This is a genomic window from Mesorhizobium sp. SP-1A, assembly GCF_032460275.1.
Classification (GTDB): Bacteria; Pseudomonadota; Alphaproteobacteria; order Rhizobiales; family Rhizobiaceae; genus Mesorhizobium.
In genome coordinates this window covers 1-25,337 of record NZ_JAVXZD010000002.1, presented here as the reverse complement: position 1 = coordinate 25,337, position 25,337 = coordinate 1, and the positions used below count along the sequence as shown (strand labels likewise).

The following is a 25,337-nucleotide window of genomic DNA, read 5'->3' as shown; positions in this document are numbered from 1 at the left end:
GTTATTAATCCCGCGACAAAGGATTAATTATGGACCGCCTCGTAGCCGACAAAGACAAGCATCAATGGTTCACGCCAGTTTGGGCAGCAGCTCGCCTTATCGAGATGCATTTCCCCAACCTCACTGAAGACGACATGATTGTCGAACCGACTTGTGGAACGGGTAATTTCCTGAAGGCTATCCCGCATCACGTTCCGGCCTATGGCGTTGAACTCGATCCTGAAATCGCTGACCTGGCTCGACAGACCACTGGTCGTCACGTCGTCACTGGCGATTTCACGACAATCGACCTTCCTGCGAACCCCACCCATCTGGTTGGTAATCCTCCGTTTGATATGGAAGTGGTCGATTCCATTCTTGCGCGCTGCCATGACATTCTTCCTGATGACGGCCGTGTCGGTTTGATCCTGCCCGCCTATGGTCTGCAGACTGCCTCGCGCGTGGTCAGCTACAAGACGAAGTGGTCTCTTTATCAGGAAATGATCCCGCGCAATCTCTTCAAGAAGATGGAAAAGCCCCTCAGTTTCGTCATCTTCAAGAAAGACAAAATGGGTCTCCTGCAGGGCTTCGCTCTCTATGAAGAGTTGCATGACATTAATTCTATGAAAAAGGATATTGCTGAAACCCTTTCGACACAGCAGTCGCCTTGGAAAAAAGCCATCATTCGCGTTGTTAAGGAGCGCGGAGGTCAGGCCACACTGGAAGAAATCTATAAGGCTATTGAGCCGCGCAGACCAACCGAGAACAATTGGTGGAAGGCTAAAATCCGCCAGACCCTGAATCGTTCGGGGGCTTTCACTCGCGTTGGGCATGCAGCCTACGCAATCGCGGCATAAAAGGAGAAAATGGATGCGCATTATTGGGGGACATGATTATTTCGACAGCGCGATGGGCTTTGGTATCGACAAGACTGTCGTATTGAATCGCACAGTTTATGCTGACACTCCGATTGCCCGCTACAAAGATTGCGGCCTCAAATACCCGAAGCAGGAGACAATCGACCTGGTCGGAGCCGAGCGCCTTCACAGCCGCATCTATGACTACGAAACGAAGCATCATAGCTTCTCGTTCGAACCGTTGGTCGTCTGGTTTGCGGGCGTTCGCTATGGTGGCATCATGGTCAAAATCGAAGACAACAAGTCTCGCACGCCGATGCACCGTGAGTTCTTCTGGGATAAGGACGCGTTCGCGGTTTTCCTCAAGGAACTCGGTGTCGAGGTCAAAAAGGACACCGGATGGAACGGTGATTATCGTTTCAACGCCACCAATCTGGCCGAGCACTTCGACAACAAGGGATCGCAGGCAGAGCAGGAGTGGCTGATCGCAGCTGGTGTATCCATTGCTATCCTCAACGTCGCGCACGCTTATCGGGGTGGCAGCGGGTACGAGGAGAACGCAGGATGGCGCTTCGACTGTGACGGCCTCAAGGAACTTGGCTTCTGGAAGGTTCTCGACGCATATTCAGCATTCCAGAATCTCTCGCAGTGGGTTGGAGGCGTTCTTCCCCGCCCTAGCGCGCCGATGATTGACATCACGGACGAAAAGACCCAGCTACAGAAGCACGGTATGGATAAGTGGTCTTTCAAAACTATGCCAGGCTCAAAGAAGTAAGGAAGGCGGCGCAAGCCGCTTTTCTTTTTTGCATTAACTCCTGCCAGGCTCGTCCGAAGGCAGGAGTTCCCAATGAATGGCATTTTCTACCACGCGACCAATATCGAATTCGACAAATTCGATCCCGAAATGGCAGCCACAAAAGGCGCTACCAACGGATATCTAGGCGTATGGACTTCCGTCGACCAAGAGGGCTGTGAGGTTTTTGGCGACATCGTCATGAAACTTGAAATGCCGAATATCACGCCTTACTGCATGCCCCTTCGCGAGCTACGGAACCTTCATCAAGAAAGCAGAAAATTTAAGGATGGAGGCAAGGAGATGTATCAATCCCTTGCTCGCGATCTCGTCAGCGCAGGCTACAACGCCATTTACATCACAGAGAGAGACGGAGAACCGTCTCAGGCCATTTTAATTGACGTTGAAAACATTAAAATCCTCGAACACATCCCATCAAACAGGGCCACTCCATCAAATTGGGGCATGAGCATGTAAGGCGGTCCTTATACCGTCTTCACCTTGTGGACCAGCTTGTTAACGACCAGACAGAAATCCGGCAATGGAATGCTTAGAAGGCGATCCTTATATTCCGCATTGCTGCCGCGAATTGATACATGTGGGTTGCAGGGGAAGTCGGAAACATGCCCGTACGAGCTTCCGTAATATTCAACCAAATTGCTGAATAATTTTTCATGCTTCAGTTTAATCGCCAGAATATCGTGGTTCGGGCCGAACATCTGAAGGGCGTCTGGTTTTAGAGAAAACGGATAAATTCCATATTCTCCGTCCACAAACTTAGGGTGAGCGACCTTCGAATACATAACCGTGACATGGAATTTATAATCCTGAGGCGAAACTGAAGACTGATCTTCCGCATCAAGCAGCCCAAGCTTATTTATCCGACAATAATCAAATAACCGTTCCGTCGTCCGATTGTCGAATTCAAGACGCACATAATTTATCAGATTAGATTCCATATTTTTTCCTTTAAGCGGCTTCAGTAGCCAGTTTGCGCCGCTCGATAACCATCGCAGCAAGCTTTTTCATTCGTTCTTCGTCATGGACAGGGGCAATCGGGGCGACACCTGGATTCATGATGCCGTGTGCCTGGCTGGACTTAACGCCCAGCACCTCGACCATCAACGGATCAGAGCCGCCGTTTGCGATCATGTAATGGGCATTGACGACCTCGCTCTGGCCAGAACGCCGTAGACGACCGAGAAGCTGCTTCAAGATCATTGGTGACCAATCAAGTTCACCGATGACCAGATCGCGGCAGCGGAACTGAAGTCCATCTAGACCAGCTCCTGACCTGTTGGAAATAATCATCAGATTGGTGTCGCCTTTAACAAAGGCTTCCTTCGCTTTTCTCTTTTTTAGCTTAGTTTCCGAACCGGTATACATGACCGGATCGTATTCCTTCAGACACGAAAGCCACACGTGGTAAACGTCGCGGTGCCAACCTGAAAGTAGGACCGGGAGATCAGCATCGAGTAGAATTTTCACATATTCGGCAACCGATTCAGCCTTAGCCATGCCTGTCTGAAGGCGGGTGAGGGCGTCCAACTCCAGATAAGCCTTACCACGCTCCATGTAGCTGCCTTGTGTCGCCTTGATGGCCAGCGTATAGGCAAGGTCTTCACTCTCCTTGGCCCTAGCCTCGTCATACTCACAGTAATGTTTGGTGACGTTTGGACGCGGCAATTCGCGATCAACGTCCTCTTCGGTTCGTCGAAGCATATTGTGATTCTGACGGAGGTAGGCACCGAGCGCGTCAGGGTCGCTCACGATCTTTTCGTTCGAGCACCATTCGCGCAGAAACTCGTCCAGAGTACCGAGAACACCTGGGCAGATAAACTGCATCACATGCCACATTTCCACGCCATAGTTCATCACTGGCGTTGCAGTCAGCCCGAGAACGGCCTGAGCATTATCGCAGAACACCTTTGCGGCCGATCCTTTGTCTGTACCCGTCCCAGAACGCAATTCCTGTGGCTCATCAAGGACAACAGTCTTAAAGAAACCAGTGGCCGCCACATCACTCCAGCCAGAAAGCTTGGTATAAGAGAAAACGTAGACGTCAGCTTCAGGCAGTTCGTAAGCCTTTACCGTTTTAATGACGTGGACGCGCAAGTTTGAGAAGTCCTCAATGCGCTCCTCCCACTGTTCGGGCAGATGCGCCTGAACGACAACGGCGGCTGGAAGCATTCCGGGCTGAAGCATGCAGCCAATTGCGGTGTTCGTCTTACCCAAACCGATGTCGTCGCCAAGCAGCATACGCTTTACGACGCGGAACATTTCGACGGCCTGCGCCTGATATTCCCAGAGCTTACAGCCTTCAGCGAGACCAGCATATTGCTGCGCTTTGAATTCCGGCGTGAACAGCGTTTCGACAATCTCCTCTTTTTCGAAATACCGCTTTCTACCTGCCTTCAGACGCGAGAGGTCGAACGTCTCAATCGCCATTGGATAGCGATCCATGAACCAAAGCAGCTCAAAGCAATGCAGGTCATCGTTCTTGAAGCGAAATTCGCCCGTCTGAACCTTGGAAATGCGACGGAAAACGTCCTTGATGAACAACGAGATATTAGGCGCAGTGCCGCTGATTACCCACTCGTTGGCATGTGCATCAAACCTTAATTTCCCGAATTTCTTCTCAATTCTCTTAGCCATAAAGCAAGAACCTTTCGTCAACAAATTTATCCTGAAGCCATTTAAAGAAATATTCAACCGGAATTAGCGCCTGACATTTGTCGCTTTCCTATTTATCCGAAATAATTGAGGTACAACATCAGGAGACTTGATATGAAAATCACGATTGACGCTGAGAAGAACGTCACAATCGACATTCCGGAAAACGCTACAGCTGAGCAAGTCGCTGAAGCGCTGGCGCAAACCAAGTTAATCGAAGACATTTTTGTAAATGTCGGCAAGAATTCGTATTACGAGGCATTCCCGACTGCGAGTGACATTGACCTTGCGACAGCAAACAAAATCGTGGACACATATCTTAACGATGGCCACAGCGGCGTTCACCAGCTCTTTATCGACGAAGACTGGGATGTAAATCCAAGCACATATTTCCATGATGCAGGAGTTAAGAGCGATCTCGAATCCGAACTCAGGGACATTCTTGATGCGATATTTGAAGAAACCGATCTCGATCAGGATGACATCTTTGAAGCCCTGCTAGAAGCCGATGAAGGCAAGCTCAAAGACGTGATTTATGAAGCAATGAGAGAGGCAGACAAGAGCACTCCTGAAGAGTCATTTCCGAGCCACATTAAGGCAGACATCACCTTTATTCCCGACAACCACGTCCTTGATATCGACGACATGTACCCGTCATATCGTGGATACTGCTTCAGCGCAGAGGACGCTCGACCATCGAGCAACCTGATGCGCATTCTTCGCTTCTTCAACGTCTCCCCAGCGGAGTTCGTTCAAGAGTGCAAGAACCGTGGATGGGACCCGACCAATCCAGAAATCCCTGAAGACATTTCCGATTACCGTCGCAAGGATATTGAGCTGGACGCGCTTACTTGGAAGTCCATCCTCGAATTAGGCGAGGGCACCACCAATTTCATTCGCCAGCTTCCTCTCCCGAGCAAATACGACATTGCCGAATGGAATTCGACGGTCAAACAGGTATTTGGCGGCAAAGACATTGATCGTCCTGCGGTCGTCGACATGGACACACTCTTCACAATCCTCGATAACGCGACAGGCAGCGGCGTACCTTGTTTTGTGGCCCGCGTACCCATCAAGGATATCCTTGGCGGCCAACTTGATGGCCCTTTCAAGGTTACAGGCGGCCAGATTGGTGTCCACGACTTCATCAATGGCTCTGGCTACGTTGACACCCTTCGCGGCGAACTGATCATCGACCCATCTAAGGGCGAGATGACGACCCTTTCGATTGACGATGTCTACGGGATGGTCGGCAGCGCCTACAAAGCCGATATCGAGAAGGTAGAACTTTCGGGATGGGTGCACACCAAGGAAAATCAGTGGATCAAGGCAGAGGGTGATCGTGTGGCCGAGATCAGCCGTACCTTCGCGAGTGACGGCGTCGAAGAGTTCTGGGTTCTGACCAAGAACGAAGACGGCGACATCGCCGGACCTCGTGAGACGTCGGAAGTGTTCCTGACGCTAGAAGATGCCAAACTAGACGCTGACACCTGCCTCAAGGAAGAGTGGGAGCTTAACGCAGCACCTACGCCTTAAAGCCAGCCGCCACCTAACGATGCGACCCAAGTCGACTTGCCATGGATTTCTTCAGGGAAGCCCATGGCAGTCGCTGAAACGAGAATAAGAGCCTTCACGGCGTCATATTCACAGTAGCGGGCACATTGACGATAAATTGCCCGCTTACTGGCCTTCAGTTTCACCTCAATAGCAATGCCACCTTCAAGCACGAAGTCTGGTCGATCACCAGGTCCGAGCACAACTTCTCTCTTATGCAGGATTCCGTGTTGCGTAAGGAGTTCAGAGATTTTCTCCTGAACGGCAATCTCGTTACTCTGAACGAGCGGCGTCCTGGAAATTAGCGCCGCGATCTCAGCTGGATGCATCTTTACTCCCCGCGCCCCTCGGCGATCATCGTCAATTGCTGCCTCAGAAAGTCATCTGACAGCGTACCAAGCACCTTCAGGTTCCAGTGAATGTCGGCCAATCGCTTCGCATGAATTGCCGTGGTTCCCACCTGAACATTGAAGTGATGACCCAATGTGGCCATGACGCCTTTTCCACGAGATTGCCAAACCGAATAAGTAGCTAGCTTGTGGGAGGTATCACCGAGCCAGGTCCCCCCGTCATCGCCTTCATGAAATCTCCAGACGACTTCGCTTACCAGAGGCCTCTTAATCAACTCCAGGAGCCACCGAGCTTCATCACAATCGGGTAGCGGCAACTCACCAGTAAACCCAGCAGCATGAAATGCGATCTGCCAAAAAGGCGACACATGCTCCTCAGACGTGCGATAAAACGGGTCCAATTCAAGCATTTGTCTGACTGACGTCATATTGATGGCTATTTTCGACATAAAACCTCTCTTTAAACCGAATAATGTCAACTATTCCAGAATCGTCAATCATTTTCGTCAACTAATTGTAATTAAAGCTTGTTCCATTCTCCGCCAAAGGCTTCAATTATTGCATTGTTGAGGCCGCGCACATGGAATACAAGCAGTCTGAAATACTCCTGAACATCAGCAATATCTCTTTTGCTGCAGTTCGCTTCGGTGAAACGGACCAGTTCATGGCTGTCATCGCCATCGCGCAGGACGGCAACAAGTGGATGATTTCATCTACCCAGCCAAAAATGACACTTGGCAAGCTCAATCGGGAAGTGACCAATCTGGTGACCAAGGCCATTCACATGGCAGCCAAGGAATTTGCTCCAGATTACATGGGCGAAGCAATGGCTTACGTCAGAAATTTGCCGGATGGACATCGTTCCAACTACCTCGGCAGCGTTGACCGCGAACTCTACAACGAAGCCGTGACGGATATTAGCAACGCGCTCGAACACGCACTGATGCAGAACGACTCCTTTCGTGCGGCTGTCGAGTTTGAATCACGCGTTCCATACCTTGTCGGAGATCGTGAACTGGTCCTGACCATGGACGACATACTCATGGATTTCAAACTTAAATATAATCAGGAAACATGGATCGTGTCAGCCTGTGAGGCAACGGAAGAGGCGCTGCGGCGGGAGAACTCCTTCCTGGACAGCCAGATCTCGGCATGGAAAAAGGCGGAAGGGCTGAGCGAAAATTCGCTCCAGAAATGAAATAAATAGTTGACGAAATTCCCCATTCCTGTAGTTATCTATTCATCGAAGGTCCCATAACTCAGCGGTAGAGTGTCGAGAGTGCTAGCCTCGAAAGTCGCGGGTTCGAACCCCGCTGGGGCCTCCATCAATTCCCCATCAGAAAAAAGAAAAGCCCCCGTTTTCACGGGAGCTACACTGATATCAAATCGCCGTCATTTAAGGCTGAAAGCTGGATTCCGGCTCATCTTCCACAGGCGTTCCCGCCATAAGACATTCGCCCGCGAGAACCGAACCGAACGATGTGCCCATAAAGTGGTCATCGACTTCGTTCCCGTCGATGTCTGTCACTTCCCACCCAATGACATCCCCACCAGGCTCGTCAAGTTCAACGACGACGGAATGCAACCCTTCTGGGATTGGCACAAGCTCGTCGTCTTTCAGCTTCTGTATAAACGCCTCAAGCGCCTGACCGCTCAAACCCCATTTCAAATGATCCTGGCTCATTTTGCTCTCCAAGTGTTTCGACATGGGAAAGCCTATCGACACGGGATGCAATCAACAAAATCACTTAGTCTGCCTGAAGCCTCTCACGCACAAGGGCTTCGATATCAGACGCAACGTCGACAGCTCGTTCCATGAAAACATGGTCGAAGAGAATTTCCTCGATGTCTGAGCTGCTATGCAGATTGTTCAAAACCGTCTTGGCAGACGACTTGAGCGCTATATTGATCGCCTCCCTGATGGGATAAATGTTGCCCTGTGTTCCAATCACAACGAACGTGTCCTGAGCGCGCAAACGCTTGGCCGCACTATATAGCTTCGGATAATCGAGACCCATTTCGTCGAACAGAACGACATCGGGCCGCATCAGGCTTCCAGTCTTTGGACAGCGGAACTTGAAGCCTCGGGGAGGGGCCTCCGACGGATCGCCCTCCCAATAGCGCGTGAAGCCGACATCCTCGGTAACTTTCGAGTTGCCGATTGATCGCATACGCGTAACGAAGCCGTGGAGGTGCACAGAGCCATCGTAGCCAGCTAATTCGACCAGCGGGTCGATATTCTGGGTAAAATGAACCACGCGGCCCCCAAACTTATTACCTAGGCGAGCGATCATCATATGAGCCGCATTCGGCTTTGCACCGCCCATCTTGGCGCGCATATTATCAATGAACCTCTGAATGACCTCAGGCGACCGTCTCATCGTTCGAAACGAGAGCAATTCCTCAGCCCTTAGGCCATTATAGAACCCTTCCTCACCGCGAAAGGTTGGCACTCCGCTGTCGGCGCTCAATCCAGCTCCCGTCAAAAAGACCACCCGTGATGGTGAATTAAAATGCTTTGAACTCAACGCGCCCTCTGTTCTTTTCTGCCAAAAAATTCCACAACCATATTGATGCTGAAAATTAGCACGAACGCGAATAAACTGCCAACCAGGCTAATGTCGAAGACAAAAGCCGCCAGAAAGGTAAGGGCTGCCGAAAAGCACATTGTGGCGAACGGAGCAGAAACCTGCTTTGCCTTGATGATCTTCATGAATTTCACCCTCCTTCACGAAAAGTGGTTCATTATAGAAATCACGTCGGATATCACAAACAAAAAAAGAGGCACCGTCGATATTTTTCGAAAAGTGCCTCTTTTTGCGGTTGTAAGAACCTTTTCCTTTCAAAGACTTGACGATTTTTACCCTAAATAGAGGGGTCGCCAATTCTTTTGCCATCGGGTTTCGTTTCGCGGGCTTCATTACCTTTCTCCTATTATTTGGCGCTTTTATATAATTCTTTCCAAAAATATCCAATAAAAAACCTCCCGAGCCGAAGCCGGGAGGTTTTCAGGATTATTAACCCGATCAGATCAATAGAAGACCCAAGATACGTCGTTGTAGTTGGCCGAGCAATGGCTAGCAGCAGTCGTCGGGGTAAACGGCAGACCGTCCTGACCTACCTGGCTGGAGACGCCAGCCGAGTACAGACCACGACCGAGGTCAGCAGTGAGCATCTTGACGCAGACGTCAGACGGAATCTGACGGAACGTAACCTGGAAACCACTGCCCGCACCGCCTGCAGCAGAAGCGGCCACAACGTCAATCTGACCACTGAAAGCATGACGAAGCGTGGTTCCAACGATCATTTTGGCGGGAACAGACTTGGTGTTGATCAACGTCGACGCATTAACACCAGTGAAGCTCGACTGACCATTGTAGAGGCTTCTAACAGCCTGCTGAATGACGTTCAGTTCATTGCTCGCCTGCGTAAACAGGCGCGACTGGTTCACAACGCTAACGAGTGTCAGAGCACCAAGCACGAGAATAGCGACAACAGCCAGACCCGCAGCAATTTCAACGAGCGAATATCCGCGCTTACGCAGCCTGCTGTTTTTCACTTTCAAGGACCGATCCACCGCAGTTTCGGCCATCTTTGCATTTTCCATCGTTCTCTCCTGTGCGTTTCACGATTCAAAGCCAATGGCACTCGGTCATTGGTATCTTCAAATATTAACCTCCATAAACATTGGCTTGTAAAACGCCGGCAACAATTCTGGAAAAGCAATTCGCGGTCATTCCTCCTTTATAAAATCAGGGGAAACGCTGAGAACAATCGAAAATACTAGGCTTTAAAACAAATTTGCCGCCAACATTGTTGACGGCAAAAAGTTGACCGACATGTCGGGCCGTTGATTACATCGGCGAATATCCACTCAGATTTCGGATCTCTTCCTCGCGTTCCAACGATTCCCTGAGTTCGGAAACCATCTCAAGATACCGCTGAGTTGCAGTCTCTCGTCCTTCAGGCACCTCCTCAACGCTGGACGAACCCAAATCCGGCCGATCAGGGTCGCAACCATAATGAACGATCACAGCCCAGTCCGTGGTTGCAAGATCGGTCTCCGGAGGCAACAATGCCACTTCTATCTGCTCGTCTTGATCAGGCAGGCGCACGGTGGCAACGGCACTGGGTAGCCCCATTCGCTCTGCGGTTTTTGTATCCAATTCCAACTCTGGCATATCGACACCCTCCGATTGTCGCTTCAACGATGCGCCGCCACCGTGAAAGCGACAATCGATGCCAAATCCGTCAGTTCAAAAGCCGCTGTGTGGCCTCGACCTGCTGAGTAGCTTCTACCCTCTGAACAGCCTTTGAGAGCACATGCCTGTATGCACGGGCAAAGTCTCGCAGCGATGCGTCGGAACGCGAGAACTGACGATACAGCACCTCGTATTCATCACCATCGAGGGCAGGCAGCATGTTCACTGACACACCGAGGTAGTCCGCGTACCTTTGCTTCGCAGTCGCCAACACGACATTAAAGTGCTCCGCACTGGGACGAGGCACGTAGAAGATCGTAAAGCGATCCAACAACGCCTCTGGGATTGTCTTCAACGAATTCGCTGTCGCCATAAAGATCATTCTCGACAGGTTTACGTTCTCCAGCAGGCAAGTGTCCTGAAAGCGCTCAGGATTACCCATCATGCCGAGCAGAGTCCCCGACGCAGAGCCATTCTTGGCCCCAGGCGACTGTGTCTTATCGAGTTCGTCCACGATGATTGCAGGATCACAGCAATCGAACTGCAACGCCGCCATCACCGGACCACAAGGGCGGGCACCCGCCCAGCCGCGTGAAACTGCCCCAAGCCCTGCCGAGTCATTTGCTCCACCAGCAGGCACAACAAGCGATGGCACACCAAAGATCGCGGCTATCTTCTCAGCGAGAGCCGTCTTGCCGCTGCCTGGAGGTCCTACAAACAGCATGGGCTGAACAATTGGCTTCTTAAGACCGACCGAACGCTGCACCTGAAGCATGCTTTCGAGGTGACTCGCCACCTTATCGGCCCAGGGCCACACAGAGACGATGGCGGCACTGACCTCACCAACAGCTGGCATATCGGCCCTCATGGAAGGCAAGGCCTTTCCGACGATACGTGCAAACCTCTTCGCGAGCTGCGCCCCTTCTCCAGCGGCGGAATCACCAACCGCAGGAACGACGACCACGCCATCTGTAGCGTCCTCTGACGCCTTTGCGCTGGAAGCGTCGTCTCCATCCGACAGGTCATCGACCGTACGCGCGGCTCGCTTCAACGGAACACGGGACTTTTTCGCCGCAGGAACAGAACGATCCCCCATGACAATCCACCGTTCAGCAATCTGCTCGAACAGCTCTCTCTGCGGGCCGAGAGGAGCATCAACCGTCAATTCGGACATGATGTGCCTGCCCAACGCAACACATGCCTCTGGCACGCCCCGCGATGCGGCAATCCAAAACTTCACCATTGCCTCATGACGAGTTTTCTCGGCCATAGCGTCTGCAACGCTATCTCCATCGCCTGTTTGAGCATATTGATCCAGTTCGGAGAGACTACTCAGAGCACCGTTATAGAACTCCTCAGGAGAGCGCTCGAAAAAATCGAAATGCTCGATTGCGGCTTCCACCTCATAGTGGTCTCCAGGTCCTCGCATCCAATCGGTGCCACTGACCCGCGCCTTCTTATTGTTGTCCATGCTCACTCCTTGAACGCACTTTAAAAAGGTTCGCCTCGAATTCAAGGATCATCCTTGAAACAAGATGCCATCGCCACAAGGGCAATCAGCTGTTTCCCACCAAAGGGGGGATCACACGAGGGAACCTAGCCTCGACAACGATGCCTAAAGGCACATGCCCAGCGCTCAGGGAATTTAAAGGTCAACAACGGAATGTGTTTTGCCAGCAATTAACTGCTCCAAATATGTGCATAGCTAATTATCAACATTCAAAGATTAGTCAATAGACTTAATTCTAAAAAACAGACCGGAAACGCCAGTTTTCCGATCTGTGCTCTTTATTCAGATTGTAGCGGGATTTATGGGGCAGGCGCGAAGTAGTCGGACAAATCGTCATCGAGTGGCATCTCTGCCATCGTTTGAAGCGTCACAAGAGCCGCCTTCAATTCTGCTTCAATTTCATGGCGACGCTCAGGGGACATGCTCGCCCCAATCACTGCTATTTCCCTGGCGATCTTTCCACACGAAGCTGCTTCAAGGTGCAAATGGCCAGCAACCGCATCGCCTTTACGATTGATTGCAGAAATAGAGACAGCAGGCTGTCTGCCGTACCCCCTTGAAACTTCGACCGCAGCGAGATCAATAGTCCCATTGCGCCCCTCATAACCATAACCCACCACATTCTCAAACTTAATTACGGCCATCTCAATTCTCCAGTTTCAACTCATCCTAGGGATCAGAGGCGCAATCGACCAATCACTTGGAAGCTTCGAGAATCGAGATTGCTGCCTTAAATGCTGCGACGACGTTCACCGATTGCCCCATTGCAGAGAGAACCGCGCTCTCTTCAGGCTCCATGAATGCCGCACCAAAGGTTTTGTGGGCCAAATTAACGATGTCGTCTGGAGCCATGTTCGGGTTAGTGGCAATACCGCCGAAAAAGATCTCCACAGCCTTGATTTTACGAAGGTCAGGGGTCTTAAGCCGCTTGTATTCCTTCAAAAGAACCGATAACGCCGCTTCAAAAGTCATTCCCGCATCCATCAGAACAGAAAGGGCAATGTAAACCTTCAAGCGCTCTTTAGGCTCCAAATGAGGCTTGACCACACCGTGTCCGCTCTGACCTGGACCGTGATCCTTCGGGCCTGCAGAGGAACCAAATGCATCATTTAATTTATTATCGGAGTTCATTGACTCAATCCCTTCTTTAGCGCGAAACATGTCGCGACAAATCCAACGCTCACAAGGAACATGCCTAGAATTAACAAAGCTTCATGTCCCTCATCTCCCTGCGAAAGCCGTATCAAAATCAACCCCGAAACGACCATTCCCAGGCAGTCACCAATATGCTTCCGACAGAACCTTGCGAATTTTAGAAACATAAAAGCGACCCGTTTCCTATTATTATTAGTGTCGTCGCTGGCCTTTTTGAAATCAAGCTCACAAAAATCATCGTTTACGCCGTAGCTTTTCAAAGCTCTAATAGTGAGAAGGAGTATGCCTCATGCGCGCAATCGCTATTGCAACAGTTCTTCTGGCATCAATTTTACCCTCTCAGGCAAACGAGTCTCTGGGGATCGCAATCGATTTGGCAGAACAAGCAATCGCAAAAGGTCATGGGAGCATGTGCAATCTAGAAATGAAGCCTGTTCGCACTGGGGGCTACTACCCATGCCTTGACTTCGGCCCATACCGATATGTTCGCGGATATAACAAGGTGACTGGCTACGTGATCGAGAAGGGGAAGGCACCTTTCGCGATCTTTTCTGGACCGAAGTCCAATCCTACCTTCATCTACGACGGCCCATGGGAGACCGACGTCGTTTCTCGAATGGTCATGTGGTGGAACGACAATGTCGAAGGCACCAGCAAGAAATTTCAGGATGAGGCTAAGGCGAACGCTAATCGTTCAGCTGCAGCGGAGTACATATCTTCGCTGAACAAATCAGCCGACGACGATAAGGCAGCCGAAGGCAAAGAGACCCCAAAACCAGTGCCGCCCGCCAAGACTGAAATTATGACGGACGACATTCGCTCAATTCTCAGCCAGTGATCACGGCAATATCGACACATTCGTTCTACTGAACATGGAGGACAAATGATCGTTACCACAGGTTCGGAGCCAACAATTCGAGGCACCTCGATTGAAGTTCACAGAATAGCTGCTCTACTGGACGGCGGTATGAATGAGGATGAAATCCTGCTGACTATCCATCGTTAGACCGCGAGGCGTTGGCCGCCGTAAAGCTTTATGCAGATAACCACCCGAGAAAGGACAATCCCTATCCTTCGCGAACCGTTAAATCGGCATTGCGAAATATGGACCTTAGCGCATTGGACAATTTGGATTGAATTTATTGTCGAAGTGATGCCGACGATTCTTGTGCAAATTTCTGAATGAAAAAATGTTGAGAAATCAGCTATGTTCCTGGTGCATAGCTCCTCTGCAGTTACTTGCATTGTTATATTTAAGCTTAATTCCTATTTTCAATTCAGACGGATACGAACTAGGAGAAAAGAAATATGATTGGTATCGCAGAGTCCTTCAAACGCTATCGCAACGCCCGCCGCACCATGAACGAGCTTTCCAGGCTGTCTGATCGTGAACTCTCGGATATCGGCATTTCGCGTAGCGACATTCGCTCCGTCTCATTCAAGAAATTCGGCTGACCTCACCCCCACCCCCTCACTTAAGCCGAACAGAAACCGCGCAGCAATGCGCGGTTTTTTGTTGTCGAATTTTCCTCAGCCCCATCTCTATTCCATAAGCCTCTTCAGCTTTCACTGCCATTTAATCCTTATTTTCAACCCTTAATTTTGATGAATTTAAGGGATTATTCGTGATTTTTGTCCACGTTTTATCTTGACGAACCTTTCTATTGCCCGAATTCTTGTAGGGTAATGTGCAAAGGTTCATTTGTATGGTAAGCGTAAATACCTCGCTTTTCAGGAAGCACGTCATCGGTAAGATAAAAGGTCCGATCACCTCCTTTAAGCAAGTCAAAGAAGCAATCGCATCCGAACCGAAGCCATCGCTTCGCGGTCGGCTGTTTGAAATTTTTTCTCATGCAATGCTCGCGACTGATCCTGCTATCCAAGTTGAGCAGATCTATCGCATTGAAGATACCCCACCTCATATTCTGAAGAGACTTGGCCTGAAGAAGGCTTCTGATAACGGCATTGACACAATCATCGTAGACAAGAATGACCGCATTATCGCAGTCCAGGATAAATTCCGCACCGTGGCGGCCGACAGTGTCACTTGGAGCGATTTGGCAACGTTTTTTGGCGATAGCGTAAAAGCAGACTTCCGCCTCGTAATCACCACCGCCGACCATATCGACCGACTGGACAAGGCCCCTGAACACGGACGCCTGCAGAAAATCAGTTCAGCCCATCTCAACACGCTGTCTACGGATCGGCTTAAAGAAATCGTCTCTTGGATCGACAGTCAGAAGATCACTGCCGCCCGCAAACAGACAAAGGCGCACCAGAACCGCGCTGTCAAAGATATCGTTCGAGAACTTAAGGTCGCCAATAGGGCGCTTTTCATCTCTGCATGCGGCACAGGAAAGACCCTTTCGTCGGAACGGGTCATGGAGAAGGTACTGGGCACGAATGGCGGCGACGTCATCGTATTCCTCCCATCGCTTAACCTAGTGCGCCAGACCATCCGATCATGGTCTAACGAACTGACGGGCAACAGGCACTATCGCTTCATGGCCATCTGCTCCGATAAGACCGTTACCAGCGCAACGGCCAACAATCAGGATGACGAAGCTGATATCGGCTTCGACGAGATCGGCATCCCAGTTTCCACCGATTTTACCGACCTCAATCGCTTCCTGTCCAAAAAGCGCCAGAAAGGCGAACTTCGGATTGTCTACACGACCTATCAGTCCTCAAAAGTCGTGGCCGATGCAATTCGAGGCACCAAGTTCAAATTCGACTTCGGCTCCTTTGACGAAGCCCATCGTACCGTCACCGCAGGGTCTGAGGAATTTGTCCGTGAAAAGTCGGCGTTCTCCCATGGCCTATTTGACGAAAATATTCCGATTGCCAAGCGCCTGTTCATGACAGCCACGGCCAAGAAACGAATTCGCCGCAACGTTTCCGCAGACCGCGACAGCTTCACATTCATTTCGATGGATGACGAAACCAAGTACGGCAAGATCGCCCATCGATACACATTTCGAGAGGCAGCGGATGAGGGTGTCATTTGTCCGTCCAGGATCATTATTTCGGTCGTAAACCCAAAAGAGATCAGCGAATTCCGTATCAACAAGGTTTCAGTCGAAGGCACCGAACTGCCTTTCGAAGAGGCTGCTAGACAGCTCGCCATTCGAAAGGCCATCGAGCAGGCAAACGCAAAGCGCGTGATCACCTACCATTCGCGCCTGAGTGATGCTGAATACTTCTCCCAGTCGCTCAAGACGGTACTGCCGGATTGGACGACAGGTTTCATCAGCAGCAAGCAGGGCGTGGCGCTTCGCGACCAGATTACGCAGATCGTGCGCGAGAACGATAATTCTCTCGTCACAAACGTGCGCTGTTTGGCTGAAGGCATGGATTTCCCTGCCGTCGATATGGTTGCGATGATGTCTCGCATCGACAGCAAGACTGAGGTAATCCAGATCGTTGGCCGCGCGCTGCGCAAACCCGATATCGGAACCAAGGAAGTCGGCTACGTCATGCTTCCACTCATCATCTCGACATCGGGAGAAATTTTCGAAGACGAGATCGCAAAGCTTGGGTTCGAGACCATCTGGAATGTCGTCGGAGCCTTGATGGATGATGATGAGGAACTTTTCTCGACCATCGAGGACCTGAGTGTTGCAACGACGTCTGGAAACAAAATTCTGCGAGGCAAGATAGGCAAGCGCCTATCCAAATACATGGAAATCATCGGCATCGACAGCGACGTGCTATACGATTCCATCCAGACGCAGATCACCAGCCGCCTACAGTCCTCATTCTCGGTCGGACTTGGGCATTTGCAGCGCTATATCGATGAAAACGGCACGTCCACGATGCCGACCAACTTCAGAACCGAAGACGGCTTCCCTTTGGCCAAATGGCTCTCAAACCGCAAGTCGGAGTGGACCACAGGCAGGCTGTCTGCTGAGCGAATTCAGAAGCTCGAAGAACTCGACATCTCGGCCGTAACGCGCTCTGAACAAAGCGAACTCGGCCTTCGCATGCTTCGCGAATATATCGAAGAGTTTGGCGACCCCAATATCCCGCCTGGTTGCGTCTATAAAGGCTTCCCGCTGAAGTCTTGGCTCGCTAATCGCAAACGTGACGTCAAGCTTGGCCGCGAGAACAAGCGCGTCATACGCGCCATCTTGAAAATGGGCGTGCCACTGCTCGAAACCCCAAAGAGCGCATTCGACCATGGCCGTGAACCTCTAAAGACCTATGTTGCTTCCGAAGGTCACGCCAACGTCCCAGTGTCATACGTCGCAGACTGCGGCTTCAAGCTTGGACAGTGGGTTCGCAACATGCGTGCCAAGTGGAAGAACAAGGAACTTACCCGCGCTCAGATCGCATTCCTGAGCCGATATGGCGTCAGCAAAAACCAGTATGAGAACCAGTTCGAGACCTTCGTCGAACTATTGCGAAAGGTAGCTGAAGAAACTGGATCTCCGAACGTTCCGGACACCTTTGAATATGAAGGCAAGAAAATAGGGGTATGGCTTCGAGACAACCGCAAGAAGTGGCGGGACAACAAGCTTTCTCCGCAACGCGTGCGCATGCTGGAAGAACTGGGCGTTAATCGAGGGGCGTCCCTAGCCGAGCGTCGCAAGCGCAAACAGCGCAAACTGAAAGCCAAGAAGACAAAGAACCAGAAAAATACCACAAAGAAGAAGGCGGCCTAACGGTCGCCTTTATATTTTACGGCTTAGGCCGCGTCAAAAACCACTCCATATGCCACTGAACCATAGGACAGATCGAAGAGGTTACCAGGCAGCTTTACGGGCAAAATCTCCCAACTTGTGAACCAAGAGGCCACTAGGAACACCCATCACTAGACCAATTACGACAAGATCTCGAATATTCGATCCTGCATAAGGATTTTCGTACACCATCTTCATAAATACGTTGGCGTAACTTGCATAAATAATGAAACCAACCCCGGCAGCAACGGAATTATGCCTAGTAATCATGCTCCGAAACCAAATCCCAGCAAATCTCTCGACAAAAAATAACAGAGGCAACAACAGCGACAAACGCAAAACAACATTCAACTCGCCAGGTGCGTATCCCAGCAATCCCAGCACGAGAAATCCCCAAATCACGACCCCGAAATATCCTGCTGACAGGGCCAACGACTCACGCCACAACCATTCAACCGCCTTCATCGATCAAAGCACCCCTGAAGACTGGATGATGGAAAGGACGCGGTTACCCAATGCACCGATGAAGTGCGCCACCGTAGCGTCTGGAATGTAGCCAAGCCACCAAAGACCAATCACCGCAAAGAATGACAGGAATACCATGGACACCAGCATATCGAGAGCCATGGCAGCGAAACGAAAAGGGGAAAAAATCAACACTAGACATTTATGTGCGATTTCCGGCGCTTCGCTCCACCACGGACGCCCGACAGAAGCAATCCTATTCAGATCAGGTTTCACCGTCTGACCCTGCTTTTTCACGGGCTTTTGAACCCTTGGCAGGACGTTCGGAGCATCTACGACAGGATCAACTTGAACCTTCATCTTCTTTCCAACTCGGGTTGCGCTTCAGCCATTTTCTGAGGTATTTTCGATATAATTAAGTCATCCATGGTACATGTTTGCGTAATTCTGGCAAGGATGTCACTGTGAATTATAGTATGAAAAAGGTTTCCAAGTACGATGAAGCTTAGATCGCTTATTTTCGCTTCTCTGACCGCCCTCACAGCGCTTTCAGCGTCAGCGAATGCACAATCTCCAAGCCCTCAGACACCCGAGCCTGCAGCAAGCGACTGCATTGCGCCGGACTATAGCCGATCCGTGCATATCCCATGGTTCCTTGGCCTGCATCCGACTGACGATCTGCTGACCGCATTCTGTCGAATTCAGCAGCTGCCAGGTGATATCCGCTTCAATATCCTATTCCCGACCTACAAGGTCCATCGGTCTTGGGACACCAGTTTCGATGGCAGAAAACTACCTGCTACACAGATCGTCAAACTAGTGCAATCAGTGCTTCCGATGGTGGACGCGGTTGCCAAGGACGAAAATGGAATGGAGTTCCACAAGGTTCTGAAGAGCGTCGTCCAGCTTCAGGCCGCAAAGACGCCCAGCGGCCGTGACCTTGGCTTCGCCCCTGAGCATCCCGCTGCTAAAGAACTCGTTCTTTGGGAGCCGATCATCCTGCGCATCAAACCTGTGGTCATGGCCGGACAGGAGTTCACCATGACCGTCACACTAAAGCCAAATCTTGGCCTTCTCGCGCTCGCCCTACAGGGTAAGGCAACCGACGTTCGCTTTAAGGGGTGGAAGGGCAGAATGGATACTGGCGGCGTTTTTGGACGAGGATGTTCTGAAGCGATACCCGAATGCAAAGACCTGCCAGACTCTCCGATTTTTCACGCACCATGGCTGGTTAGCGATGTCGTTCTGGAAGCCAATGGCACCAATATGACAAACGCAGCCGTTGCTATCATTGACCGCCTCGCCCAATACAAAAGCAAACGCGGTTTCACGAAATCCTTCAATGAAGCGACAGGCGAAGGCACCCTCATTGCGGATGACACCATGAGCAAGCTTGAAATGAGAGCTAGCGGCTCATCTGGCGGCACCAAAAAGATAGTCATCAAATGGGAGCCTGCGGACAATCCGATGAGTGTCGAAAAACAGCTTCGCAAAGCTGCCGAGGAGTACAAAATCGGCACTGGAGAAGACGAGAAGAAGCCTGCTGCTCCCGACATTCTCAACAAGCTTTGATCGAAACGAAGGGCGGTCACAACATAAGCCGCCCTTCGTTTTTACATCGACATCCGTCGTTCATTCCGCTCTTCAGCATCATCTCGCTTCATCTTCTGAAAAACGAGAGACACTTTGACACCTTCCATCTCCTGATCGGATAAGCTTTCAAAATCACGCTTGAAAGCTGATCTCAGCTCATGTTGATCAAGATTGGAAAAGCGCATCCACGTAAATCGAGTCTGGTCTCCTGTGTGAACAGTGAAACGACGGAAGACACCAGGGGACAAGGCTTGAAAAATCTCGTCGCACTCAGGATCGTCAATCTCATCATGAGTGTTGCGATAGCAGAGGACTATCTCTTCGTCATTTACTGGAACCTTCACCAGACCATTAGTGCTCTCCAAAGACTTATGAAGGACAGAAATCATTGATTCATAGTGGTTGCTCATTTTTCTTTCCTATTTATCCCGATATCCATTTATATATTCGGCCCACGCAACCAGCGAGACTAAATTTAGGTGTTGTATTATACCGCGTAGAAATGGACATTAGGCCGGAACCCCGATAAGGAAGGCCACATGACGCCAGAGAAAGAGCATCTTTTCGACAACGACTTTGAAATCCTCAAATTCAAGGATCTTCCAAAACCCGCTCAACTCGCTATCTCCTGGTACATGGCAGTAGACGGCGAAGCCTGGGCGGACGTCTGGGGCGACATTGAATTCCCCCACTTCAGCAATTCATTTGGCAATCCCGATTACCACTCCAAGATGAGGGAACTCTTGGAAGGCGCACTACCCGCACTCATTGATGAGTATGGTGATATGGAGTTCGGGATCGGCAATTGGCCGACGAAAGACATCGTAAATTCGATTGCTCACGACGAAAACATCATCGTAGACCAAAGCGTCGAGCAAACAATCGAAGGCTATCAGCCTGGACGTGAACTCGGCCCAGCGCTTAGCGGGTACTACAAATCCTCATACCCCGAAGAGGATCGCTGGCCCGTCATTCTGTCGAACTTTGACGATGAAACCCTTCAAGACGGATGGAAGCGCTTCAGCCTCTATACGCACTCCGGCTATAACGAGACGCCCGTGGTCTTCTACCCGGAAGAATGGCACTACGAGCTGCTCCAAAAAAGAACCAGCGGCCTCAAGCCATAATCACATCGATACCGCGCTTTCCAATTCCAGAGAGCGCACTTCAACGACACTGGTCACAAACAAATGAAGATTGCTGATTGACCGCCAGATGGCCTCTTCAGCCTCCTCACGATAGTCCCACCAGTTTTCAGACCGAGGCTCGATCTTATAGCGACTACCGAGCTTCATGCGATCCAATACGTAGACGTGACCGCATTCCGCACCGTTGTCGCGGGCGAGATAGGCGAAATGCAACGCCACGGCAGGATCGCGGGTTAGGGAAACGCATTGATGGCCAAACTCAGGAAGGTTCATCGCGTTGCTTCTCGCGATCTCGACGCCAAATCTGGTTCCGTGAAAAGTGTGGGGCGTTGCTGCGCCATCACCTGCAAAACACGATAGAGGGAATGCGAGCGAAAGGCATCGAAATGACTAGGCAACGACGAGCCTGTTCAGATTCACATGACGCTTCTTGACGGCTTTCCAGCACTCGCCCCAGGTGTGAGCAGTACCACCATCCTTAAGGCCAGCCTCACGCGCATTACGGAAACCTTCATCTGACGGCAGGAAATCAGCCGGATCACCAGAACCGAAGGTATAGGCGATCATCCATTGGCAGTCGGCCGCAACTTCGCTGTTGCGACGGTGAAACCCCTCGATCACATGTGCTTTCGCACCCAATTCGATAGCCTTAGCAATCTCGGCTAGGCTGTCGACACCACACGAGGAAGAGAACTGACGATGATACGTGTTGCAGGTCTGACCAGGGTTGAAGCGGATTTTGGGATTGGGAACAAATTGCCCATTCTTGAAATCGGCTGGAAGATATAGCGTCAGCTCTGAAATAACGCCCTCAAGAAATGCGCGGACAATCAAATGATCCGCGAATGCAGCTCCACCAGATACTCCGTGGGTTGCGCCCCAACGCGCCGCTGACGCCACCACGTCGGCATAAGCTGCATCATAAAGTGCACAATTAATGCGAGCTGCATCATCCTGACGCCCCGCCGTTCCAATCACTGCAAGTTTTCCAGCCAACTCCATCTCCATACAACTCGCTTTTCCAGCGGGCAACAATCAGAAAATACTAGCCAAATATATCAAAATATGAAATAATTTCCAACATAAATCTGGCTGTTTTCATTAATCAGTCAACATTTTAGGAGTTTCTCATGGCCACTGTCGCTTTCCGTTTGACAAAGAATACTGACCCAGAAGAGCGTTTGGAAGAAGCAGCCCTATGGAAAGCTCTTTACGATTTCTACGGCGACGAAATCGTCGCATTCGATGATGAAAAGGGAGAAGGTCCTGATCTGCCGACCTTCGGCCGGAGCCATGGCTCACCACTCAAACCTAATCGAAATCCAGTTCCGTCGACTTTGAATTATTGGCTCGATCCCACATTTGAAAGACACGCTCAGAGGAACTTCTGGGTGTGCGACTGGAATGCGGCCGAGGAAAAGGTGAAGTATCTGCACGACCTGGGGATCGACGCGTTCGTCAAATCGACCAAGTCCAAGCATTTCATCTGCAAAATTCCAGCAGACGGCACAACTTTCTACGAGGCAATGGGCGACATGGCCTACTCATTCATCGACGGCGGCCCAGATCTGATTGTCCAAGAATGTATCCCAATGAATTACGAGCACCGCTTCTTCGTGATTGATCGAAAAATTGTGACTGACAGCCCAGTCCAAACCAGTCTGACCCCAATCGACTACCCGCTAAAGCCAGGAAGCCTAAGCAAGACTCCAAACTCGGCCAGCCTGGAGATCAACGTCGACATCTACAACGAGCTACGACGCGTTGCTGAGGATGTCGCAGCAACCATGGACTATCCTCATGCCTCGGTCGATTGTGCGATTACGACTTCTCCAGATTCACCGATTGGCGTTGGGTGCCTGATCGAAATGAACCCGATGCAGATCGGACAGCTCGGTCTCTACGCATGCAATGTCAGAGCACTTGCAAAAGCGTCCGCAAAGCTCATCGAGGAGTACAAGCCGTCAACCGAACCGCTCTTCACATTGGTCTAATTGCAGCGCGTTGTGGTGAATGACTCTCCGCAACCACATCGAGCCGTTTCATTTGGATTTCTAAATTCGAATGAGCGGCTCAATCCATTTTCTATCCAGTCGATTTCGGTGCCTGCAATGAAAATGAGAGACATCGCATCCACGTAGAGCGTCGCACCACCTGCATCGATCTCTATGTCCATGGGATTTGGACCATCCACAAAGTTCAAATCATATTTCACGCCCGAGCAGCCAGCGGTCTTTGTCCCCAAACGAAGCACCTTCCCACCGCCAGCATCAATCAGCTCACGGATGCGCTCAATCGCTGAAGGCGTCAGCGCCACGATCTGCTTTGTCACGATACTTCCTCCATCACTTCGTCGGTGAATGGCTTACCCATTTCGGCGATTTCTTCGGCCGTTGGTATGTCAGCCAAAGATGACAAGCCAAAGTGATCCAGAAACGCGTCCGTCGTCACATAAGCCACTGCTCGCCCCGCATCTGTCCGTCGCACTGAGGAACGAACCAACCCAGCATCGAGCAGGCTATCCATTACGCCTTTGAAGAGCTTCAGCCCGCGAGCTTTCTCGATGTCATTGATTGACACAGGCTGGTGGACAGCAATGAAGCACAAGGTCTCAATGGCCGCAGAACTCAGGACCCGCGACTTTTCTCCCTGAACCTCGGCCAAAACACGCACATGGACGGGAGAGGGGACAATGGATGCCATCCCACCCTTGACCTGCAGACGCATACCACGGGACTTCCAGAACTCGCCAAGGGATGCGAGTGCCGCGTCAACTGCCACCTTATCAGCTGCCTCATAGATTTTTTGAATGAGAACAGGTTCAGGCGAAGCAAGTAGCAACGCCTCCAACTGCAGCTCAAGCGACGATCCAGCGGCCATCAAAAAATCACTCCGCAACAAGCGCGCGAACACCTAACCCAGCTGCGTTCAAAAATTCAGGCTGACGAATAACCGTAACGGCCATCGTCAGCTGCTGGCTAGTATTTTTGGTACGACCCGTAGACGGGTCCCGAAATGATGATCGGTAACTGATCAACATTGGAAATTCCACTTTCCACGCATATCGACCAAAAATAGCGCCCTTTTTTACGATGCGACCTGGCCCAGTTGGAACTGCAGTGGTTACAAATCCATTCCCGATAACGGCATTGAAGTTACCTGAAATTTTCATTGCGTTCTCAAAGTTCACCCAACCCTGTGTAGTCAGGTTGGCCTTGGCGTCTTGGAATTGAGATCGATAATTGACGAAATCAAATGAATATAGCCTTGTTACCGCATCAATCGTCCATTTAACAATATACTCATCATCATGGTTTGGATCGCTCAACGGGACAATATCCATGACGGACCCTTCATCGGTCGACAAGATATATCGGAATTGCGGCGGCCGATTAAAGAGCGCGATTGTGCCAATCAAACTCACCATCAATGCGACTGTCAAAGCGGTTTTAATTCTAATGACATAATGCAAGCGAGCATTGGCATACCAATCTCTAACCAACAATTTTGCCGTTACACTTTCCGCCGATGGCCAAGGTGATTTTTGCGCGCTCATAAGCAAATCCTGTTTACAAACCCAGCTTTTACTAGGTCTAAAAAAGTCGATAAAACTACTCCTTTCCATATTACCGCAGATTATCTTGTTTTGCTCAAGGAACAACGCAATCATAATTGTACCGTGCTCCAAAAGGGCATTGCGGCATCCGTACCAAATTAAGGAGACATCCAATGAAATTAATTAAGTCGGTCTCTGATCTGCCTTATGCCTTGATGGCAATGGCGACCGTTGCTTTTTCCAGCGAAGCCAGCGCACAGTCAAGAGATGTTGGCACCCTTGCAACCGATTTAAAGGGGCAGTTCGGCTCGCTCGGCAAGGCACTTGTTGCTGGTGCATTCTTCGTCGGCATCGTCATGGTCATCACTGGCCTGATCAAGCTGAAGGCCGCTTCCGAGAATCCCAATCAGACCAAGTATTCCGATGGACTATGGCGTCTTGCAGTTGGTGCTGGCCTGATCGGCATACCTGCCGTTACCGGCATCCTCGGCGCATCTCTGGGCATCGAAAGCGAAACACGCATCAGTCCGACTGATGTGGCATTCTAACCATTCCATCCCAAATAGGAGAACAAAATGTTCAACAAAATCCGCGATCTTCCATACGCCGTCGCAGCAAGTGTAACAGTCATGATCATGGCTGAAACCGCAAACGCCGCAGGTGAAAATATTGGCCAGAAGGCTGATCAGCTGAAGTCGCAGTTCGGCTCGCTCGGCAAGGCACTTGTTGCTGGTGCATTCTTCGTCGGCATCGTCATGGTCATCACTGGCCTGATCAAGCTGAAGGCCGCCTCCGAGAATCCCAACCAGACCAAGTATTC

Annotated in this window: 34 protein-coding genes and 1 tRNA gene; 15 read left to right on the top strand and 20 right to left on the bottom strand. The window is 50.7% G+C overall.

Translation table 11 applies throughout. The features are described from left to right. The first annotated feature begins 29 nt into the window (after positions 1 to 29). From QU595_RS08510 to QU595_RS08500, 3 genes are all read left to right on the top strand, one after another. Positions 30 to 836 carry a class I SAM-dependent methyltransferase gene (locus QU595_RS08510; RefSeq protein ID WP_315920839.1) on the top strand — a complete coding sequence of 269 codons (807 nt, stop codon included), beginning with the start codon at positions 30 to 32 and terminating at the stop codon, positions 834 to 836. Positions 837 to 849: 13 nt separating this feature from the next. Then, a complete protein-coding gene (locus QU595_RS08505; RefSeq protein WP_315920837.1) occupies positions 850 to 1,611 on the top strand; it encodes a hypothetical protein in 762 nt (253 codons plus the stop codon). 72 nt (positions 1,612 to 1,683) lie between these two features. Next, positions 1,684 to 2,106: a hypothetical protein gene (locus tag QU595_RS08500; protein ID WP_315920835.1), complete on the top strand. Its 423-nt coding sequence runs from the start codon at positions 1,684 to 1,686 to the stop codon at positions 2,104 to 2,106. 8 nt (positions 2,107 to 2,114) lie between these two features. On the opposite strand, the gene QU595_RS08495 is transcribed toward QU595_RS08500, so the two are convergent. Both QU595_RS08495 and QU595_RS08490 read right to left on the bottom strand, forming a co-directional pair. Further along, complete coding sequence (locus QU595_RS08495; RefSeq protein ID WP_315920833.1) at positions 2,115 to 2,588, bottom strand: hypothetical protein; 474 nt, start codon at positions 2,586 to 2,588, stop codon at positions 2,115 to 2,117. Positions 2,589 to 2,598: 10 nt separating this feature from the next. Beyond that, on the bottom strand, positions 2,599 to 4,305 hold the full coding sequence (locus QU595_RS08490; protein ID WP_315920831.1) for a DEAD/DEAH box helicase: 1,707 nt from the start codon (positions 4,303 to 4,305) through the stop codon (positions 2,599 to 2,601). A 111-nt stretch (positions 4,306 to 4,416) separates the two neighbouring features. On the opposite strand from QU595_RS08490, the gene QU595_RS08485 reads away from it, so the two are divergent. After that, positions 4,417 to 5,838, top strand: coding sequence for a hypothetical protein (locus QU595_RS08485; RefSeq protein ID WP_315920829.1), 1,422 nt, complete (start codon positions 4,417 to 4,419; stop codon positions 5,836 to 5,838). On the opposite strand, the gene QU595_RS08480 is transcribed toward QU595_RS08485, so the two are convergent. Together QU595_RS08480 and QU595_RS08475 are read right to left on the bottom strand one after the other, a co-directional pair. After that, positions 5,835 to 6,185: a hypothetical protein gene (locus tag QU595_RS08480; protein WP_315920827.1), complete on the bottom strand. Its 351-nt coding sequence runs from the start codon at positions 6,183 to 6,185 to the stop codon at positions 5,835 to 5,837. The genes QU595_RS08485 and QU595_RS08480 overlap by 4 nt on opposite strands. 2 nt (positions 6,186 to 6,187) lie before the next feature. Continuing rightward, positions 6,188 to 6,655 carry a hypothetical protein gene (locus QU595_RS08475; protein ID WP_315920825.1) on the bottom strand — a complete coding sequence of 156 codons (468 nt, stop codon included), beginning with the start codon at positions 6,653 to 6,655 and terminating at the stop codon, positions 6,188 to 6,190. Positions 6,656 to 6,786: 131 nt separating this feature from the next. Between QU595_RS08475 and QU595_RS08470 the strand changes: the two genes are divergently transcribed. Both QU595_RS08470 and QU595_RS08465 read left to right on the top strand, forming a co-directional pair. After that, the gene (locus QU595_RS08470) at positions 6,787 to 7,404 is read left to right on the top strand and encodes a hypothetical protein (RefSeq protein WP_315920823.1); all 618 of its coding nucleotides are present in this window, start codon (positions 6,787 to 6,789) and stop codon (positions 7,402 to 7,404) included. Positions 7,405 to 7,454: 50 nt separating this feature from the next. Further along, a tRNA-Ser gene (locus tag QU595_RS08465) sits at positions 7,455 to 7,531 on the top strand. 71 nt (positions 7,532 to 7,602) lie between these two features. Here QU595_RS08465 and QU595_RS08460 read toward each other — a convergent pair. From QU595_RS08460 to QU595_RS08425, 8 genes are all read right to left on the bottom strand, one after another. Further along, complete coding sequence (locus QU595_RS08460) at positions 7,603 to 7,890, bottom strand: hypothetical protein (RefSeq protein WP_315920821.1); 288 nt, start codon at positions 7,888 to 7,890, stop codon at positions 7,603 to 7,605. 64 nt (positions 7,891 to 7,954) lie between these two features. After that, positions 7,955 to 8,677 (bottom strand): SIR2 family NAD-dependent protein deacylase, encoded by a 723-nt coding sequence (locus QU595_RS08455; RefSeq protein ID WP_315920819.1) that lies wholly within the window; start codon positions 8,675 to 8,677, stop codon positions 7,955 to 7,957. A gap of 144 nt (positions 8,678 to 8,821) precedes the next feature. Then, the gene (gene arfA, locus QU595_RS08450; RefSeq protein WP_315920817.1) at positions 8,822 to 9,127 is read right to left on the bottom strand and encodes an alternative ribosome rescue factor ArfA; all 306 of its coding nucleotides are present in this window, start codon (positions 9,125 to 9,127) and stop codon (positions 8,822 to 8,824) included. Positions 9,128 to 9,237: 110 nt separating this feature from the next. Next, positions 9,238 to 9,813, bottom strand: a complete 576-nt coding sequence (locus QU595_RS08445) for a type 4 pilus major pilin (protein WP_315920815.1) — start codon at positions 9,811 to 9,813, stop codon at positions 9,238 to 9,240. 247 nt (positions 9,814 to 10,060) lie between these two features. Next, on the bottom strand, positions 10,061 to 10,387 hold the full coding sequence (locus QU595_RS08440) for a hypothetical protein (RefSeq protein WP_315920813.1): 327 nt from the start codon (positions 10,385 to 10,387) through the stop codon (positions 10,061 to 10,063). A 70-nt stretch (positions 10,388 to 10,457) separates the two neighbouring features. Next, positions 10,458 to 11,879: an AAA family ATPase gene (locus QU595_RS08435; protein ID WP_315920811.1), complete on the bottom strand. Its 1,422-nt coding sequence runs from the start codon at positions 11,877 to 11,879 to the stop codon at positions 10,458 to 10,460. Positions 11,880 to 12,217: 338 nt separating this feature from the next. Next, the gene (locus QU595_RS08430) at positions 12,218 to 12,562 is read right to left on the bottom strand and encodes a hypothetical protein (RefSeq protein WP_315920809.1); all 345 of its coding nucleotides are present in this window, start codon (positions 12,560 to 12,562) and stop codon (positions 12,218 to 12,220) included. A 52-nt stretch (positions 12,563 to 12,614) separates the two neighbouring features. Then, a complete protein-coding gene (locus tag QU595_RS08425) occupies positions 12,615 to 13,049 on the bottom strand; it encodes a hypothetical protein (protein WP_315920807.1) in 435 nt (144 codons plus the stop codon). 313 nt (positions 13,050 to 13,362) lie between these two features. Here QU595_RS08425 and QU595_RS08420 point away from each other — a divergent pair, with 313 nt between their 5' ends. From QU595_RS08420 to QU595_RS08410, 4 genes are all read left to right on the top strand, one after another. Next, a complete protein-coding gene (locus QU595_RS08420; RefSeq protein ID WP_315920805.1) occupies positions 13,363 to 13,911 on the top strand; it encodes a hypothetical protein in 549 nt (182 codons plus the stop codon). Positions 13,912 to 13,956: 45 nt separating this feature from the next. Next, positions 13,957 to 14,079 (top strand): DUF433 domain-containing protein, encoded by a 123-nt coding sequence (locus QU595_RS30195; protein WP_410000500.1) that lies wholly within the window; start codon positions 13,957 to 13,959, stop codon positions 14,077 to 14,079. Positions 14,080 to 14,384: 305 nt separating this feature from the next. Beyond that, positions 14,385 to 14,528 carry a DUF1127 domain-containing protein gene (locus QU595_RS08415; RefSeq protein WP_315923264.1) on the top strand — a complete coding sequence of 48 codons (144 nt, stop codon included), beginning with the start codon at positions 14,385 to 14,387 and terminating at the stop codon, positions 14,526 to 14,528. Between the two features lie 251 nt (positions 14,529 to 14,779). Then, complete coding sequence (locus tag QU595_RS08410) at positions 14,780 to 17,737, top strand: DEAD/DEAH box helicase (protein ID WP_315920803.1); 2,958 nt, start codon at positions 14,780 to 14,782, stop codon at positions 17,735 to 17,737. 81 nt (positions 17,738 to 17,818) lie between these two features. Here QU595_RS08410 and QU595_RS08405 read toward each other — a convergent pair whose 3' ends face one another. Both QU595_RS08405 and QU595_RS08400 read right to left on the bottom strand, forming a co-directional pair. After that, on the bottom strand, positions 17,819 to 18,220 hold the full coding sequence (locus tag QU595_RS08405; RefSeq protein ID WP_315920802.1) for a hypothetical protein: 402 nt from the start codon (positions 18,218 to 18,220) through the stop codon (positions 17,819 to 17,821). Positions 18,221 to 18,223: 3 nt separating this feature from the next. Then, positions 18,224 to 18,580, bottom strand: coding sequence for a hypothetical protein (locus QU595_RS08400; RefSeq protein ID WP_315920800.1), 357 nt, complete (start codon positions 18,578 to 18,580; stop codon positions 18,224 to 18,226). A 138-nt stretch (positions 18,581 to 18,718) separates the two neighbouring features. Between QU595_RS08400 and QU595_RS08395 the strand changes: the two genes are divergently transcribed. Beyond that, positions 18,719 to 19,792 carry a hypothetical protein gene (locus tag QU595_RS08395; RefSeq protein WP_315920798.1) on the top strand — a complete coding sequence of 358 codons (1,074 nt, stop codon included), beginning with the start codon at positions 18,719 to 18,721 and terminating at the stop codon, positions 19,790 to 19,792. 41 nt (positions 19,793 to 19,833) lie between these two features. Here QU595_RS08395 and QU595_RS08390 read toward each other — a convergent pair whose 3' ends face one another. Beyond that, complete coding sequence (locus tag QU595_RS08390; RefSeq protein WP_315920796.1) at positions 19,834 to 20,223, bottom strand: hypothetical protein; 390 nt, start codon at positions 20,221 to 20,223, stop codon at positions 19,834 to 19,836. A gap of 129 nt (positions 20,224 to 20,352) precedes the next feature. Here QU595_RS08390 and QU595_RS08385 point away from each other — a divergent pair, with 129 nt between their 5' ends. Next, the gene (locus tag QU595_RS08385) at positions 20,353 to 20,940 is read left to right on the top strand and encodes a hypothetical protein (RefSeq protein WP_315920794.1); all 588 of its coding nucleotides are present in this window, start codon (positions 20,353 to 20,355) and stop codon (positions 20,938 to 20,940) included. Here QU595_RS08385 and QU595_RS08380 read toward each other — a convergent pair whose 3' ends face one another. Next, entirely contained in the window at positions 20,941 to 21,234 is a 294-nt protein-coding gene (locus tag QU595_RS08380; protein ID WP_315920792.1) for a hypothetical protein, read from the bottom strand. It lies immediately after the preceding gene. A gap of 117 nt (positions 21,235 to 21,351) precedes the next feature. Continuing rightward, a complete protein-coding gene (locus QU595_RS08375; protein WP_315920790.1) occupies positions 21,352 to 21,957 on the bottom strand; it encodes a hypothetical protein in 606 nt (201 codons plus the stop codon). A gap of 134 nt (positions 21,958 to 22,091) precedes the next feature. Here QU595_RS08375 and QU595_RS08370 point away from each other — a divergent pair, with 134 nt between their 5' ends. Next, entirely contained in the window at positions 22,092 to 22,955 is an 864-nt protein-coding gene (locus QU595_RS08370) for a hypothetical protein (RefSeq protein WP_315920788.1), read from the top strand. Here QU595_RS08370 and QU595_RS08365 read toward each other — a convergent pair. The 3 genes from QU595_RS08365 to QU595_RS08355 are packed head-to-tail and all read right to left on the bottom strand — an operon-like array spanning position 22,952 to position 24,517. Further along, positions 22,952 to 23,293: a HesB/IscA family protein gene (locus tag QU595_RS08365; RefSeq protein WP_315920786.1), complete on the bottom strand. Its 342-nt coding sequence runs from the start codon at positions 23,291 to 23,293 to the stop codon at positions 22,952 to 22,954. The two genes, QU595_RS08370 and QU595_RS08365, sit on opposite strands and share 4 nt — an antisense overlap. Beyond that, on the bottom strand, positions 23,290 to 23,841 hold the full coding sequence (locus tag QU595_RS08360) for an SMC-Scp complex subunit ScpB (protein ID WP_315920785.1): 552 nt from the start codon (positions 23,839 to 23,841) through the stop codon (positions 23,290 to 23,292). The genes QU595_RS08365 and QU595_RS08360 overlap by 4 nt, the downstream gene beginning before the upstream one ends. 7 nt (positions 23,842 to 23,848) lie before the next feature. Beyond that, complete coding sequence (locus tag QU595_RS08355; protein ID WP_315920783.1) at positions 23,849 to 24,517, bottom strand: DotI/IcmL/TraM family protein; 669 nt, start codon at positions 24,515 to 24,517, stop codon at positions 23,849 to 23,851. A 173-nt stretch (positions 24,518 to 24,690) separates the two neighbouring features. Between QU595_RS08355 and QU595_RS08350 the strand changes: the two genes are divergently transcribed. Both QU595_RS08350 and QU595_RS08345 read left to right on the top strand, forming a co-directional pair. After that, the gene (locus QU595_RS08350; RefSeq protein WP_315920781.1) at positions 24,691 to 25,065 is read left to right on the top strand and encodes a hypothetical protein; all 375 of its coding nucleotides are present in this window, start codon (positions 24,691 to 24,693) and stop codon (positions 25,063 to 25,065) included. Positions 25,066 to 25,092: 27 nt separating this feature from the next. Continuing rightward, on the top strand, positions 25,093 to 25,337 hold a 245-nt coding region (locus QU595_RS08345), incomplete at its 3' end, for a hypothetical protein (protein ID WP_315920779.1).

Coding starts and splice junctions, on each gene's coding strand:
- QU595_RS08510 (WP_315920839.1), top strand. CDS start 30: ATGGACCGCCTCGTAGCCGACAAAGACAAGCATCAATGGTTCACGCCA.
- QU595_RS08505 (WP_315920837.1), top strand. CDS start 850: ATGCGCATTATTGGGGGACATGATTATTTCGACAGCGCGATGGGCTTT.
- QU595_RS08500 (WP_315920835.1), top strand. CDS start 1,684: ATGAATGGCATTTTCTACCACGCGACCAATATCGAATTCGACAAATTC.
- QU595_RS08495 (WP_315920833.1), bottom strand. CDS start 2,588: ATGGAATCTAATCTGATAAATTATGTGCGTCTTGAATTCGACAATCGG.
- QU595_RS08485 (WP_315920829.1), top strand. CDS start 4,417: ATGAAAATCACGATTGACGCTGAGAAGAACGTCACAATCGACATTCCG.
- QU595_RS08480 (WP_315920827.1), bottom strand. CDS start 6,185: ATGCATCCAGCTGAGATCGCGGCGCTAATTTCCAGGACGCCGCTCGTT.
- QU595_RS08475 (WP_315920825.1), bottom strand. CDS start 6,655: ATGTCGAAAATAGCCATCAATATGACGTCAGTCAGACAAATGCTTGAA.
- QU595_RS08470 (WP_315920823.1), top strand. CDS start 6,787: ATGGAATACAAGCAGTCTGAAATACTCCTGAACATCAGCAATATCTCT.
- QU595_RS08460 (WP_315920821.1), bottom strand. CDS start 7,890: ATGAGCCAGGATCATTTGAAATGGGGTTTGAGCGGTCAGGCGCTTGAG.
- arfA (WP_315920817.1), bottom strand. CDS start 9,127: ATGAAGCCCGCGAAACGAAACCCGATGGCAAAAGAATTGGCGACCCCT.
- QU595_RS08445 (WP_315920815.1), bottom strand. CDS start 9,813: ATGGAAAATGCAAAGATGGCCGAAACTGCGGTGGATCGGTCCTTGAAA.
- QU595_RS08440 (WP_315920813.1), bottom strand. CDS start 10,387: ATGCCAGAGTTGGAATTGGATACAAAAACCGCAGAGCGAATGGGGCTA.
- QU595_RS08435 (WP_315920811.1), bottom strand. CDS start 11,879: ATGGACAACAATAAGAAGGCGCGGGTCAGTGGCACCGATTGGATGCGA.
- QU595_RS08430 (WP_315920809.1), bottom strand. CDS start 12,562: ATGGCCGTAATTAAGTTTGAGAATGTGGTGGGTTATGGTTATGAGGGG.
- QU595_RS08425 (WP_315920807.1), bottom strand. CDS start 13,049: ATGAACTCCGATAATAAATTAAATGATGCATTTGGTTCCTCTGCAGGC.
- QU595_RS08420 (WP_315920805.1), top strand. CDS start 13,363: ATGCGCGCAATCGCTATTGCAACAGTTCTTCTGGCATCAATTTTACCC.
- QU595_RS30195 (WP_410000500.1), top strand. CDS start 13,957: ATGATCGTTACCACAGGTTCGGAGCCAACAATTCGAGGCACCTCGATT.
- QU595_RS08410 (WP_315920803.1), top strand. CDS start 14,780: ATGGTAAGCGTAAATACCTCGCTTTTCAGGAAGCACGTCATCGGTAAG.
- QU595_RS08405 (WP_315920802.1), bottom strand. CDS start 18,220: ATGAAGGCGGTTGAATGGTTGTGGCGTGAGTCGTTGGCCCTGTCAGCA.
- QU595_RS08400 (WP_315920800.1), bottom strand. CDS start 18,580: ATGAAGGTTCAAGTTGATCCTGTCGTAGATGCTCCGAACGTCCTGCCA.
- QU595_RS08395 (WP_315920798.1), top strand. CDS start 18,719: ATGAAGCTTAGATCGCTTATTTTCGCTTCTCTGACCGCCCTCACAGCG.
- QU595_RS08390 (WP_315920796.1), bottom strand. CDS start 20,223: ATGAGCAACCACTATGAATCAATGATTTCTGTCCTTCATAAGTCTTTG.
- QU595_RS08385 (WP_315920794.1), top strand. CDS start 20,353: ATGACGCCAGAGAAAGAGCATCTTTTCGACAACGACTTTGAAATCCTC.
- QU595_RS08380 (WP_315920792.1), bottom strand. CDS start 21,234: ATGAACCTTCCTGAGTTTGGCCATCAATGCGTTTCCCTAACCCGCGAT.
- QU595_RS08370 (WP_315920788.1), top strand. CDS start 22,092: ATGGCCACTGTCGCTTTCCGTTTGACAAAGAATACTGACCCAGAAGAG.
- QU595_RS08360 (WP_315920785.1), bottom strand. CDS start 23,841: ATGGCCGCTGGATCGTCGCTTGAGCTGCAGTTGGAGGCGTTGCTACTT.
- QU595_RS08355 (WP_315920783.1), bottom strand. CDS start 24,517: ATGAGCGCGCAAAAATCACCTTGGCCATCGGCGGAAAGTGTAACGGCA.
- QU595_RS08350 (WP_315920781.1), top strand. CDS start 24,691: ATGAAATTAATTAAGTCGGTCTCTGATCTGCCTTATGCCTTGATGGCA.